Origin of the sequence: Kingella pumchi (assembly GCF_022288825.1) — a bacterium.
In the GTDB taxonomy this organism is placed as follows: domain Bacteria; phylum Pseudomonadota; class Gammaproteobacteria; order Burkholderiales; family Neisseriaceae; genus Kingella_D; species Kingella_D pumchi.
In genome coordinates, this window is the sequence record NZ_JAKOOW010000009.1 from 99,527 (window position 1) to 112,719 (window position 13,193).

Below are 13,193 nucleotides of genomic sequence, written 5' to 3' on the forward strand. Positions count from 1 at the left end.
GCCTGAAATTAGGCGGCCGCTTTTGCTTGGAGCTTATTATGGATATTGATGTTTTTGCTTTTGAAGATGTGGACGGCGAGCGCCGTTTGTTCGATTTTTTGGGCTGCGTGAACAACGGGGTCTATTACGAGCCGCCGGTGTCGTGGGCGGATGTGCTGTCGCTGTTGGGCAAGGGTGTGCATCATGCCAGCGCCCTGCAGGCCAAAATCAATATTTTAAAGGTTACGTTCCGGCCGACGAAGTGGCTGTCGCGCACGGAGTTTGAGAAGCTGGCCTTTAACTATCTGGTGCTGGGCAACGGCTATCTTGAGATTGTGCGCAACCGCTTGGGGGCGCCGATTGAGATGCGCAGCCGTTTGGCGCTGTATATGCGCCGCGCGGCCAACCTGCGGGATTTCATTTATCTGCGCGATGGCTGGGCGCACGATTGGGAAAAAATTGGCGGCAACGATATGGTGCACATCATGCAGCCGAATCTGCGGCAGGAAGTATATGGGCTGCCCTATTATCTGGCGGCCATCGACAGCGTGGAATTGAATGCGGCGGCAACGAAGTTCCGCGTGCGCTACTACCGCAACGGCTCGCATGCGGGGTTTATCCTGTATGCGACGGATGCGAATATCAACGAAGAAGACTGGGAGAATGTGAAAAATCAGCTGCGCAATGCTAAGGGAGCGGGCAATTTTAAAAACGTGCTGCTGCGCTCGCCCAACGGCAACGGCGAAGGCTTGAAGCTGATTCCGATTGCGGAAGTGGCGGCCAAAGATGAGTTCCTGAACATTAAGCAGGTGTCGGCGGAAGATATGCTGGCGGTGCATCGGGTGCCGCCGTCGCTGATGGGAATTGTGCCGAAGGCGGGCGGCGGCTTGGGCGATGCGGAAACGGCAGCACGGGTGTTTGCCACCAATGAAGTGGCACCCTTGCAGCAGTCTTTTCTCGACGTGAACGACCTGCTGGGCTTTGAAGTGTTTGCGTTCGACCGCTATGTAATCGAGAGTGGGACAGCAGAAGCGGGGGGCGCCGGAACGGGCGGGGGAAGCGGGGGGCGGTAGCGTCAGATATGAGCCGTCGGCAATTGCCGACGGTTTTTTTTGCGCGCCGCGATGGCGGCGACAGGATTTTTTTTTGATTGGGATGGCTGTAGGTGCGCCGCGCGGGCTTCCCTCCCGCCTGCGCATGGCAGATAAAAACGCATTTTTTTATACATGGGCAAAATCCGCACCGTCCGTAGAATTGCAAGCGCTTGCGGCCGTTTTTTGGTTCTAAAAAATTACTCGTTTTCAAACCAAACCGCGCAATATTTTCCCAAACCTTGCGAGCCTGTTTTTCGCCTTGTTTTGCGTTCCGCAAAAAAAATTCTGCCCTTGATTTTTCAACAAAAACCAATGCAGAAAACTTAATAATTGCGGAACAAAAATTGTACTATATCCCGCACAAATACTACATTTATTTGCTTGTATCGTGAAAGCGGCAAATGCCCAAACGCTTTTTCGGGTTTTTGCCGTTTCAGGCTGCCGCAAACAGCGGCCGGGCAGCCTGAAAAACGGCGGCGCTTGAGCCTGCAGCCGGCTTTATACGGCGGCTTCCGCGGTTTCGCCGGTGCGGATGCGGATGACTTCTTCTACCGGCAGGATAAAGATTTTACCGTCGCCGATTTTGCCGGAACGGGCGGTTTCGATGATGGTTTCCACCGCCCGCTCGACCAGATCGTCGGCCAGCACCAGCTCGATTTTGACTTTGGGCAGGAAATCGACGGCGTATTCGGCACCGCGATAGACTTCGGTGTGGCCTTTCTGGCGGCCGAAACCTTTGACTTCGCTCACGGTCATGCCGGTGATGCCGATTTCGGTGAGTGCTTCACGTACATCGTCGAGTTTGAAGGGTTTGATGACGGCTTCGATTTTTTTCATGGCGCTAAACGGTTGGTTTCAAATGCACAGGCAGCCTGAAAAGGTTTTCAGGCTGCCTGATGGGAAAGCGGCAGGTTATTTTTTGCCTTTTTTGGCCGGTGCTTTTTTGGCAGCGGGCGCGAGCGCGTCTTTCAGCGCTTTGCCGGGGGTAAATTTCGGCACGCGGGCGGCCGGAATCTGGATCGGCTCTTTGGTTTTGGGGTTCAGGCCTTGGCGGGCTGCACGTTCGGCCACTTTGAAAGCGCCGAAGCCGACCAGCGAAATGCTGTCGCCGCCGTGCAGGGCTTCTTTCACTACTTCGGTAAAGGCATCCAGTGCTTTGCCGGCGTCGGCTTTGCTCAAACCAGCCTTCTGGGCGATGGCATCAACCAATTCGGATTTGTTCATATCAGTCCCTTTCTGTAAGGATAGATGGAGAAAAAGCGTGCCGACGCCCTTTTTTGGCGGGCTGCCGGTACCGTTTTGAAACTGCGCTGGGTTATATCAATTCTCAAATTGCGGTGTCAAGCAATAAATGCAGGGCGGCGGCTTTTTTTCCGCTTTGCCAGCCGCCTGCAGGCTTTATGCAACACTGGCGCGGTTTTTTCAGTGCTGGCGCGTTTTCGGGCTTGACTTGGCCTTCTTGGCTGTGACAGGCGCGGCCGGCGTTTCAGGCTGCCCTTCGGCGCGGTAGGGTTCGGGCTGGCGTTCCAAACCCCACTCGAAGACCTGGTCTATCCACTGCACCGGATGGATTTCCAGCCCTTCTTTGACGTTTTGCGGGATTTCTTCCAAATCCTTCACATTGTCTTTGGGAATCAGCACATGCTTGATGCCGCCGCGCAGGGCGGCCAGCAGTTTTTCCTTCAAGCCGCCGATGGGCAGGACTTCGCCGCGCAGGGTGATTTCGCCGGTCATGGCTACGTCGGCGCGCACGGGGATGTTGGTCAGAGCGGACACCATCGCCAGCGTCATGGCGATGCCGGCGCTGGGGCCGTCTTTGGGTGTGGCGCCTTCGGGCACATGGACGTGCATGTCGTGCTTCTCGTAAAAGTCGGGCGCGATGCCGAGACTTTCGGCGCGGGAGCGCACAACCGTCCACGCGGCGCTGATCGATTCCTGCATCACGTCGCCCAGTTTGCCGGTGCGCACGATGTTGCCTTTGCCTTTGAGCGCGGCCGCTTCGATGGTCAAGAGTTCGCCGCCGACTTCTGTCCACGCCAGGCCGGTTACTTGGCCGATGCGGTTTTCGCTGGCGGAAACGCCGTAGTCGAAACGGCGCACGCCGAGAAAATCGTGCAGATTGGCGGCGCTAACGGTGATGGTTTGCGCTTTTTTGCTGCGCGAGCCGGTTTTCAGGCTGCCTTTGCGTTCGGTTTGGATCACGGCTTTGCGGCAGATTTTGGCGATTTCGCGGTCGAGCGAGCGCACACCGGCTTCACGGGTGTAGTAGCGCACGATGTCGCGCACCGCGCTTTCTTCCACTTTGAGCTCGCCTTCTTTCACGCCGTTGCGCTGCATCTGTTTGGGTACCAGATACTGCATGGCGATGCTGACTTTTTCGTCTTCGGTGTAGCCGGAAAGACGGATGATTTCCATGCGGTCGAGCAGGGCGGGCGGGATGTTCAGGCTGTTGGACGTGGCGATGAACATCACGTCGCTCAGATCGTAATCGACTTCGATGAAGTGATCGGCGAATTTGCTGTTTTGCTCGGGATCGAGCACTTCCAACAGCGCCGCAGCGGGGTCGCCGCGAAAATCGTTGCCGAGTTTGTCGATCTCGTCGAGCAGAAACAGCGGGTTTTTCACGCCGGCTTTAACCATGCTCTGCATGATTTTGCCGGGCATCGAGCCGATGTAGGTGCGGCGGTGGCCGCGGATTTCGCTCTCGTCGCGCACGCCGCCCAGCGCCATGCGCACGTATTTGCGGCCGGTGGCTTTGGCGATGGACTCGCCCAGCGAAGTCTTACCGACCCCGGGCGGACCGACCAGACACAGGATCGGGCCTTTGATTTTGTCGGTGCGTTTTTGCACGGCCAAATATTCCAAAATGCGCTCTTTGACCTTTTCCAGCCCGTAGTGGTCGGCATCCAGCACCAAATCGGCCTTGGCGATGTCTTTGCTGACGCGGGTTTTCTTTTTCCACGGCAATTCGACCAGCGTTTCGATGTAGTTGCGCACCACGGTGGCTTCGGCCGACATCGCCGGCATCATTTTCAGCTTTTTAAACTCGGACAGCGCTTTTTCTTCCGCTTCCTTAGGCATGCCGGCGGCGCGGATCTGTTTTTCCAGTGCTTCCATCTCGCCGCGCTCGTCTTCTTCGCCGAGCTCTTTCTGAATCGCCTTAATCTGTTCGTTCAGATAGTACTCGCGCTGGGATTTGTCCATCTGGCGTTTGACTTTGCCGCGGATGCGTTTTTCCACTTGCAGGATGTCCAGCTCGCCTTCGATCTGGCCGAGTAGGTATTCCATGCGCTCGGTGGCGTCGGCGGTGTCCAGAAGATGCTGGCGCTGTTCGAGTTTCAGCTGCAGATGGGCGGCGATGGTGTCGGCCAGGCGGCCGTTGTCGCTGATTTCCTGGATGGACGACAGCACTTCGCCGGGAATGCGTTTGTTGAGCTTGGCGAACTGGTCGAACTGCGCCAGCAGGGTGCGGCGCAGCGCTTCGCTGTCGGCGCCGGCGTGTTCGGTTTCGGCCACCGGCAGGATTTGGCTTTCGAAATGGCTGCCGTTGTCGTACACGCTGAGGGCGCGGGCGCGGAACATGCCTTCGACCAGCACTTTGACCGTGCCGTCGGGCAGTTTCAGCACCTGCACGATTTTGGCGATGGTGCCGGTGGCGTGCATATCGTCGGGATTGGGCGTTTCATCGTTGCCGTTGCGCTGGGCAAGCAGAAATACCGGGCTGTCGGCATCCATGGCGGCATTGAGCGCGGCCACGGATTTTTCGCGGCCGACAAACAGCGGCAGCACCATGTGCGGGTAAACCACCATGTCGCGCAGCGGCAGGGTAGGCAGGGAATGGGTTTCCGGAGTGTGGGGTGTATAGGCCATCGGAGTCTCGTGATGTTCGGGTTTGTTCGGTGCCGGCAAAGAGCGTTTGCCCCTGCCGGCGGTTCGCCCTAAATAGGGCGGAAGGCGGCGGATTTCAAGCGGGGATGCTTGGGGAGATGGTATTTTGCGGTTTAGGGGGGGCAGGCTGCCTGAAAATGTGGGATTCGGATACTTTATACGGCAGCTTTCAGGCAGGTTTTCTTAGCTGGACAAATAGTTTGAAGCAGCCTGAAAACAACAGGGCGGCGGTGGTTTGATGCGGTTTTAATTTTAAGGATTTTCATTTCCGTCGGCAAAAAAACTTCAGGCAGCCTGAAACGCTTTTCAGGCTGCCTGAAAGGCAACGGGCTGCGGTGCTTAGCGCGGGCGGCCGCTGCGGCGTTTGGATTTGTTTTTCTGGCGCGCCATTTCCTGATTGGCGGCCTGTTTGCTGATGCGCTCGCTCAGGCGGCGTTCGGCTTCCTGCTCGGAGCAGTTCATCGCTTTGCTGGCGATGAAAACCGCGTCTTTGCGCGCCTGGCCGCCGGTGAAGTACATGCGGCGCAGGTCGGCGGGGTGGATTTTGCCGGCTTTGAGGTCGATGTTGAAACGGGCGGCGCTGTCGATCAGCTTTTTCTGCTTCCAGTACATAAAGCCGGTGGCGCCGCCGACGGCGCCGGCCACCAAGCCGACCCCGCTCAAAAGCGCCCAATACCAGCTGGCTCCGAGTAGGTAGGCGACCATGGCAATAAAGGCGGCCATGGCAAACCAAACGATAAAGATGCGGGTTCTGTCCATAATGGGGTTCCTTGTTAAATCATGGTAAGGGCAGCCTGAAAACGGTTTTCAGGCTGCCAAACGGGCAATCAGCCGCTTGATGCCGTCCCAGGCGTCGCCGTCTTCGGCGCCTTTGATCTGGCGGTCGATGCGGGCGCATTCCTGCAGCGCGGCGGTAAGGCGGGCAGGGCTGATGCGGGCGGCGGCGGGCGGGGCGCTGTGCTGCTTGTCGCCCCACAGGCGCAATTCGTTGCGCACGCTCTGCACGCTGCGCCCCTGCTTGAGCGCGGCCGAGAGCCGGATCAGGGTGCGGATGTCTTCGCTGAGCGACCACAACAGCAAAACCGGCTCTTCGCCTTCGGCCTGCAGGCTTTCGAGCAGTTGGGCGCTGCGGCGGATGTCGCCACGCATCCAGGCCGAGGAAAGCTGGAAAACGTCGAAACGGGCGACGTTGGCCACTGCGTTTTCCGCTTCGGCCAGCGTCAGCAGATGGCCTTTGGGGTAGAGCAGGGCGAGTTTGTCGATTTCCTGCGCTGCCGCCAGCAGATTGCCTTCCACGCGCGAAGCAAACAGCGACAGCGCTTCGCCGTCGATATCCAGATCGCGCGCGTTCAGACGGCGGCGTATCCAGGCGGGCAGCTCGGCGGCGCCGACGGGCTTGGCTTCGTAAACCGTGCCGTTTTTGGCGCAGGCGGCGAACCATTTGCTCTGCTGCTGGCTGCGCTCGAGCTTGGGCATAACGATGACGGTCAGGGTATCCGGCGGCGGGTTTTGCGCCAGCTCCAGCAGCACGTCGCCGCCGGCTTTGCCGGGCTTGCCGTTGGGAACGTGAATTTCCAGCAGCTTCAAATCGGCAAACAGCCCGCTGCTGGCGGCGGCGCCGAGGATGTCTTTCCAGTTGAACTGCGGATCTTCGCTGCTGTAGCGCTCGCGGTTGAGATAGCCCTGCTCGCGGGTGGCGGCGCGCAGGGCGTCGAGCGCTTCGATGCGCAGCAGGTCTTCTTCGCCGTGCAGCAGGTAAAGCGGCTTCAAAGGGGCGTTCAGGCTGCCTGAAAATGCCATGTCCGCCCCTATTCGGCTTTCAGAAAGCGCAGGCGGTAAACAATCTGCTCGGCGGCATCGGCCTGCATTTCTTTCCACACGGTCTGCTCTTCTTCCTGCTTGCCCAACACCATGCTGTCGGCGTAGGGCAGGGTGCGGCGCACTTCGACTTCAATCGGCGCGCCCCACGGCTGGCCGTTGCGGTAGGCCTGCGCCGACACTTTCAGCGACAGCAGGTATTCGTTGAGCTTGGCGGCGCGGGTGATGGTGTAGATGTCTTTTTTGCTGTCGATATTGACGATTTCCAAATCCGCCTGCGCGTGGGCGGCGGCAACCGGCAGCGCGTCGGCATGGCGCAGCGCGTCTTCCAGCGGCTGCTGCAGCGAGTTGCCGGCAACATGCCAGGCGCGTACCGGCAGCGAACCGCCCAGCAGGCGGCCTTTGGGTTGGAAGCCGCAGGCGGCCAGAAGCAGCGCGGCAAAGAGAGCGAAAATTCTGATGGTCATAAGTTTTGCAGGCGCTCGGGCGCCGGTTGTGCCGCGAAAGCGGCGGCGGTGTGTATTATAGCGGAAAGACTCTATAATTGCTGGTTTGGGTTGGAATGCGTTAACAAACGTTAGCACGATTGCGCGGCTTTCAGGCTGCCTGAAACGGAGAACATTATGGATTGGAACACGCTGGCGGAAATCGACCGCCGTCACATCTGGCACCCGTATGCCACCATCCCCAACCGCCTGCCGGTGTATCCGGTTGCGCGGGCGCAGGGCTGCACGCTCGAATTGGCCGACGGCCGCCGCCTGATCGACGGCATGTCTTCGTGGTGGGCGGCGCTGCACGGCTACAACCATCCGCGGCTCAACCGCGCTGCCGCCGCCCAGCTGGAAAACATGAGCCATGTGATGTTTGGCGGCCTGACCCACGAACCGGCGGTGCGGCTGACGCAGGCGCTGCTCGACATCCTGCCCGCGCCGCTGAACCGCGTGTTTTATACCGACAGCGGCTCGGTGGCGGTGGAAGTGGCGATGAAAATGGCGCTGCAGTACCAAAGAGCCGTCGGGCAGCCTGAAAGCCGCTGCCGCTTCGCCGCCGTGCGCGCCGGCTATCATGGCGACACCTGGCACGCGATGTCGGTGTGCGGCCCGGAAACCGGCATCCACAGCCTGTTTGCCGCCGGATTGCCGCTGCAGTATTTCCTGCCGCAGCCGGCCAGCCCCTTTCACGGCGAATGGCAGCCTGAAAGCATCGCGCCGCTGGCCGATCTGCTGGCGCAAAAGCACCACGAAATCGCCGGCCTGATACTCGAACCCATCGTGCAGGGCGCCGGCGGCATGTATTTCTACCACCCCGAATACCTGCGCCGCGCCCGCGAATTGTGCGACCATTACGGCGTGGCGCTGATATTCGACGAAATCGCCACCGGGTTTGGCCGTAGCGGCAAAATGTTTGCGCTCGAACACGCCGGCGTGGTGCCCGACATCATCACCCTGGGCAAGGGGCTGACCGGCGGCTATCTCACGCTGGCCGCCGCCGTCTGCCACGAGCGCATCGCCCAAGCCATCGACGAGAGCGACCATCCCTGGCTGATGCACGGCCCCACCTTTATGGCCAACCCGTTAGCCTGCGCGGTGGCCGCCGAAAGCCTGGCCATGCTGCGCGAAAGCCCGTGGCAAGAGCGGGTGGCGCAAATCGAAAGCATGATGCGCGACGGGCTGGCCGCCGCCGCCGGCTGGCGCTGCGTGCGCGAAGTGCGCGTGCTCGGCGCCATCGGCGTGCTGGAAATGCACGCGCCGGTGCCAACCGCCACCCTGCAGCCGCGGCTGGTCGATAAAGGCGTGTGGGTGCGCCCCTTCGGCAATATGGTTTACCTGATGCCGCCCTTTGTGATTTCCGCCGACGAATTGCAGTTTCTCGTCCGCCAGACGCTGGCGGCGGTTGCCGAAGAATACGGCGAAGAGTGGACGCCGGCAGCCTGAAAATATCCGCAGCGTTTTCAGGCTGCCCCAACACCAAGCAGCCTGAAAAACGCCTGCTATCCCTTTGTTGATTGCTTCCCCATCTTTTCAGACTGCTTTTTTTCAGGCAGCCTGAAAGGGCGAAAGCAGCCTGAAAACGGAATCCCGAATATGAATCCCAAGCCAAGCGTTTATTTTGTCAGCGGCATCGACACCGGCGTCGGCAAAACCGTCGCCACCGGCATTTACGCCCGCGAACTGGCGGCGCAGGGGCGGCGCGTCAGCACCCAGAAAGTGGTGCAGACCGGCTGCAGCGGCATCGCCGAAGACATACTCGTCCACCGCCTGCTGCAAAACCAGGGGCTCACCCGCCACGACCACAGCGGCGCCAGCTGCCCCTACGTTTTTTCCTACCCCTGCTCGCCGCATCTGGCCGCCGAACGCGAAGGCCGCGAAATCAGCCCCGTCCGCATCGACGCCGCCACCGCCCATATGCTGAAAGACTACGACACCATCCTGCTCGAAGGCGCCGGCGGCCTGATGGTGCCGCTCACCCGCAACCTGACTCTGCTCGACTTTGCCGCCGAGCGCGGCTACCCGCTGGTGCTGGTCAGCAACGGCCGGCTCGGCAGCATCAACCACACCCTGCTCAGCCTGCACGCCGCCCGCAGCGCCGGCCTGCCGGTGCAGCGCCTGATTTTCAACCGCTACCCCGAGACCGATGCCGCCATCACCGCCGAAACCGAACGCTATCTGCGCGACTACCTGCGCCGGCATTTCCCGCAGGCCGAATGGTCGGTGCTGGAACGCATCGGCAACTGATGCGGCAGCCTGAAAAGCGCGCGGCAAAAAGCAGCCTGAAAGCCCAGTTGGTGCTTTCAGGCTGCTTTGGCGTGCGGGTGTTTGAAAAGCGGAGACGGTTGGAATGGAAAGTGCGGCTGCTGTCCGAAGCGTAAAGACCGTGGCGGCAGGCAGCCTGAAAAGCGCTCCCAAGCCTTTCAGGCTGCCATTGCGGGCAAGGCAGCCTGAAAATCAGACCTGCAGCCAGAAAGTTACCGGCCCGTCGTTTTGCAGGCTGACCTGCATTTCGGCACCGAAGCGGCCGGTAGCGGTGGGCAGGCGCTCGGCGGCGCGGTGGTGAAAGCGCTGATAGAGGTGCTCGGCGCTCTGCGGTTCGGCGGCGGACGAAAAGCTCGGGCGCAGGCCTTTGGCAGTGTCGGCGGCGAGGGTGAACTGGGAAACCACCAGCAGGCTGCCGCCGGCCTGGCAGACGTTGAGGTTCATTTTGCCGTCTGCATCGGAGAACACGCGGTAGTTCAGCACTTTGTCGAGCAGTTTGTCGCAGCGCGCATCGTCGTCGCCGCGTTCGACGCCGAGCAAAACCAGCAGGCCGCGGCCGATTTCGCCGACGGTTTGGCCACCGGTTTCGACTTTGGCACGGGCTACGCGTTGGATCAGGGCAATCATGGTTTACTTTCGTGTCGGGTAAAGGGATGGCAATGCAAAAGGCAGCCTGAAAAGCGTTTCAGGCTGCCTTTGGGGGCGTTTATCTTACGCTGCGGCTTTTCTCTTTGTATTGGAGAACGGCGCGGTCGAGTTTGTCGGCCAAAACATCAATGGCAGCGTACATGTTTTCCGGTTCCTGCGCTTCCACATGAAGGTCTTTGCCGGACAAATGGAGCTGGGCGGCGGCTTTGTGGCCGTTTTTTTCCTGCGACAGCGTAACGGTGGCGGAAATGATGCCGTCGCTGTGGCGCTGGATACGCTCCAATTTGTCTGCAACTCGGTTTCGCACGGCTTCGGTAACGTCGAAGTTCAAACCGGTGATTTTCAGATTCATGATGCTCACTCCTATACGGGGTTGAAGGCTGCCTGAAAGGGCAGAGGGAAATCAACTGTGTCGGCGGTGTTGCACAGGCGGGATGCCCAATTGTTCGCGGTATTTGGCCACGGTGCGGCGGGCAATGTCGATGCCCTGCTGGTGGAGGAACTTGTGCAGCATGCAGTCGGAGTAGGGTTTGCGTTTGTCTTCGTTATCGACAAGCTGGCTGATAACAGATTTGATGGCGTTGGCGCTCAGGCCTTCTTTGGTGTCGCCGCTGACTGCGTGGCTGAAGAAATAGCGTAACGCAAACAGCCCCTGCGGGCAAGCCAAATATTTGTTGCTGACGGCGCGGGAAATGGTGCTTTCGGCGAGATTCAGATGCTGGGCGCATTCTTTAAGCAGCATCGGCGCCAGCGCGATTTCGCCGAACTGGAAAAAGTCCTGCTGGCGCTCGACGATGTATTCGGCCACGCGCAGCACGGTGTTTTTGCGCTGGGCGAGCATGTCGATTTTCTGCTTGGCACCGATGATTTTCTCGCGCCAGGCGCTGTCGATGCCTTCGCTGTCGGCAAGCGCGTCGGACAATTCCTGGTTGATGCGGATTTGCGGGCCCGATTCGCGGTTGCTGAACGCCTGCCAGCCTTTGCCGTCGTTGTGGACGAAAATATCGGGGCTGACGTAGGACACCGGCTCGCCGCTGGAAAAGCCGTAGGCGGGGTAGGGATTCAAGCCCGTAATCATTTTGAGCGCGGCTTTGAGCACGCTGTCACTGAATTCTGGCAGCAGCTTGCCCAGGCGGATGACGTTTTTGGGCTGGTTGGGCGTGAGCTTGTCCAGGTGGTGCATAACGATATGCGAGGCGCAGCGGCGCGCCAGCGTAATCGGCAGGCGGGAGAGCTGGTGCAGCAGCGACTGCTGCAGGTTTTCGGTGGCGATGCCGGGCGGGTCGAAATTACGCAGGTGCTCGAGCGCGATTTCCAGATCTTCTTCGCTGAGCATCCATTCCAAAGGCGTGTTGTCGACGATTTCTTCGATGCTTTCGGTCAGATAGCCTTTTTCGTCGAGAAAATCGATCAGCACATGCACATGCGCCGCTTCCAGCTGCGTGAGCGGATGCTCGCTCACCTGCTTGTGCAGATAGGCGTAGAGGTCTTCTTCGTCGGCCAGATTTTCCCAGGCGCTTTCGCTGTCTTCCAAACTCACATTGCGCTGCGACACCGCCGCCGATACCAGCGGCGGCTCGTAGGGCAGCTCGCTCTCGCCGTCGCTCTCGACCTTTTCCAGCAGCGGATTGTCCAGCAGCCAGTCTTCCACTTCGCGCTCGATTTCCTGGCTCGACATCTGCAGCACGCGCAAAGACTGCTGCATGCTCTGGTTGAGCTGCTGGCTTTGTTTCAGCTTGAGTTGGAAGTTGTTTTCGCTCATGGTTTCAAACGGCTTCAGTAATCGAAGTTTTCGCCCAAATACACCGCGCGCACCTGCTCGTCGGCCACCAGTTCTTCCGGTTTGCCCGAGGCGAGCACCGTGCCTTCGCTGATGATGTAGGCACGGTCGCAGATGCGTAGGGTTTCGCGCACGTTGTGGTCGGTAATCAGCACGCCGATACCGCGCTCTTTCAAAAAGGCGATGATTTTCTGGATGTCGATCACCGCAATCGGATCGACGCCGGCAAAGGGTTCGTCCAGCAGGATAAAGCGCGGCTGCATCGCCAGCACGCGGGCGATTTCCACCCGCCGCCGCTCGCCGCCCGAGAGCGCGGGCGCCGGACTGGCGCGCAGGCGGCCGATGTTGAGGTCTTCAAGCAGCTTTTCCAGACGGCGGTCGATTTCGGCCTTGTCTTTCAGATTGATTTCCAAAATGGCGCGGATGTTCTGCTCCACCGTCATCTTGCGGAAAATCGACGCTTCCTGCGGTAGATAGCCGATACCGGCGCGGGCGCGCTCGTAAATCGGGCGGTGGCGCAGCTCGACGCCGTCGAGCGTGATGCTGCCGGCATCGGCGGCAATCAGGCCGACAATCATGTAAAAACTGGTGGTTTTGCCCGCGCCGTTGGGGCCGAGCAGGCCGACCACTTCGCCGCTGGCGATGTCCAAAGAAAAATCTTTGACCACGCGGCGTTTTTTAAACGATTTCTGCAAACCGGCAACGTGCAAAACGGAAGGGGAAGATGAAGTCATAAAGTTTACTGGAAGCAAGATGGCGCAGAGCCGCCAACAGGGCGGCGGCAGGGATGAGGAAATTATACCGACAATATCCGCGCCTTCCAAAACCGCGTCGCCGCCGTTTTCAGGCAGTCTGAAACGCAAAACGGCAGGATTTTGTTCTAGTTATTTGAATCAAAAGGAAAGAGTTGGCAAGCAGCCTGAAAAAACCCCACCGCCCGTGTGCGGTGCAAAGGGCGGATTTGCCACAACGGCAACCAAAAGCAGCCTGAAAAACAGGCATAAGTAACAAATTTACTGCTCAATCTGAGAAACGGGGCACTAAGTAACAAATTTACTGCTGAAAATTTATTTTTCAGAGAAATAATCCTGAATAAACTTTATCTTGTTAGCCTTACTCATGCCGTGATGGCACTCCAAATGCCGCTTTAATCCGGCAAATGCGCCATCAAGCAGATTGGTGGTGTTTGGGATGCTCAAATCGGGATGCTCTTCAAACACAAACAGGTTGCCC

The 13,193-nt window shown here is 59.2% G+C and carries 13 protein-coding genes and 1 pseudogene; 4 read left to right on the forward strand and 10 right to left on the reverse strand.

The annotated features are described in order from the left end of the window. Positions 1–38 precede the first annotated feature (38 nt). Positions 39–1,052, forward strand: coding sequence for a phage portal protein (locus MB824_RS03270; protein ID WP_238745919.1), 1,014 nt, complete (start codon positions 39–41; stop codon positions 1,050–1,052). A 519-nt stretch (positions 1,053–1,571) separates the two neighbouring features. On the opposite strand, the gene MB824_RS03275 is transcribed toward MB824_RS03270, so the two are convergent. The 6 genes and pseudogenes from MB824_RS03275 to MB824_RS03300 all read right to left on the reverse strand — a co-directional run bounded on the left by MB824_RS03275 (position 1,572) and on the right by MB824_RS03300 (position 7,246). Then, positions 1,572–1,910: a P-II family nitrogen regulator gene (locus tag MB824_RS03275; RefSeq protein WP_238745921.1), complete on the reverse strand. Its 339-nt coding sequence runs from the start codon at positions 1,908–1,910 to the stop codon at positions 1,572–1,574. A 75-nt stretch (positions 1,911–1,985) separates the two neighbouring features. After that, positions 1,986–2,333: pseudogene (locus tag MB824_RS03280) on the reverse strand (HU family DNA-binding protein); the annotation flags it as partial. Positions 2,334–2,495: 162 nt separating this feature from the next. Further along, positions 2,496–4,943 carry an endopeptidase La gene (gene lon / locus MB824_RS03285; RefSeq protein ID WP_238745925.1) on the reverse strand — a complete coding sequence of 816 codons (2,448 nt, stop codon included), beginning with the start codon at positions 4,941–4,943 and terminating at the stop codon, positions 2,496–2,498. Positions 4,944–5,300: 357 nt separating this feature from the next. Next, positions 5,301–5,720, reverse strand: coding sequence for an NfeD family protein (locus MB824_RS03290; RefSeq protein WP_238745927.1), 420 nt, complete (start codon positions 5,718–5,720; stop codon positions 5,301–5,303). Between the two features lie 48 nt (positions 5,721–5,768). Next, positions 5,769–6,761: a DNA polymerase III subunit delta gene (gene holA / locus MB824_RS03295; protein WP_238745929.1), complete on the reverse strand. Its 993-nt coding sequence runs from the start codon at positions 6,759–6,761 to the stop codon at positions 5,769–5,771. 8 nt (positions 6,762–6,769) lie between these two features. Next, positions 6,770–7,246 (reverse strand): LPS-assembly lipoprotein LptE, encoded by a 477-nt coding sequence (locus tag MB824_RS03300; protein ID WP_238745931.1) that lies wholly within the window; start codon positions 7,244–7,246, stop codon positions 6,770–6,772. Between the two features lie 156 nt (positions 7,247–7,402). Between MB824_RS03300 and bioA the strand changes: the two genes are divergently transcribed. Further along, complete coding sequence (gene bioA / locus MB824_RS03305; RefSeq protein ID WP_238745932.1) at positions 7,403–8,713, forward strand: adenosylmethionine--8-amino-7-oxononanoate transaminase; 1,311 nt, start codon at positions 7,403–7,405, stop codon at positions 8,711–8,713. A 150-nt stretch (positions 8,714–8,863) separates the two neighbouring features. Continuing rightward, positions 8,864–9,514, forward strand: coding sequence for a dethiobiotin synthase (gene bioD, locus MB824_RS03310; protein WP_238745933.1), 651 nt, complete (start codon positions 8,864–8,866; stop codon positions 9,512–9,514). A 210-nt stretch (positions 9,515–9,724) separates the two neighbouring features. Here bioD and dtd read toward each other — a convergent pair whose 3' ends face one another. The 4 genes from dtd to lptB all read right to left on the reverse strand — a co-directional run bounded on the left by dtd (position 9,725) and on the right by lptB (position 12,694). Further along, complete coding sequence (dtd, locus tag MB824_RS03315; RefSeq protein ID WP_238745934.1) at positions 9,725–10,159, reverse strand: D-aminoacyl-tRNA deacylase; 435 nt, start codon at positions 10,157–10,159, stop codon at positions 9,725–9,727. A gap of 79 nt (positions 10,160–10,238) precedes the next feature. Further along, positions 10,239–10,532, reverse strand: coding sequence for a ribosome hibernation-promoting factor, HPF/YfiA family (gene hpf / locus MB824_RS03320; protein ID WP_238745936.1), 294 nt, complete (start codon positions 10,530–10,532; stop codon positions 10,239–10,241). A gap of 51 nt (positions 10,533–10,583) precedes the next feature. Next, the gene (gene rpoN / locus MB824_RS03325) at positions 10,584–11,942 is read right to left on the reverse strand and encodes an RNA polymerase factor sigma-54 (RefSeq protein WP_238745938.1); all 1,359 of its coding nucleotides are present in this window, start codon (positions 11,940–11,942) and stop codon (positions 10,584–10,586) included. 14 nt (positions 11,943–11,956) lie between these two features. Next, the gene (gene lptB, locus MB824_RS03330; RefSeq protein ID WP_238745940.1) at positions 11,957–12,694 is read right to left on the reverse strand and encodes an LPS export ABC transporter ATP-binding protein; all 738 of its coding nucleotides are present in this window, start codon (positions 12,692–12,694) and stop codon (positions 11,957–11,959) included. On the opposite strand from lptB, the gene MB824_RS03335 reads away from it, so the two are divergent. Further along, complete coding sequence (locus MB824_RS03335; RefSeq protein WP_238745953.1) at positions 12,603–12,968, forward strand: hypothetical protein; 366 nt, start codon at positions 12,603–12,605, stop codon at positions 12,966–12,968. The genes lptB and MB824_RS03335 overlap by 92 nt on opposite strands. Positions 12,969–13,193 lie beyond the last annotated feature (225 nt).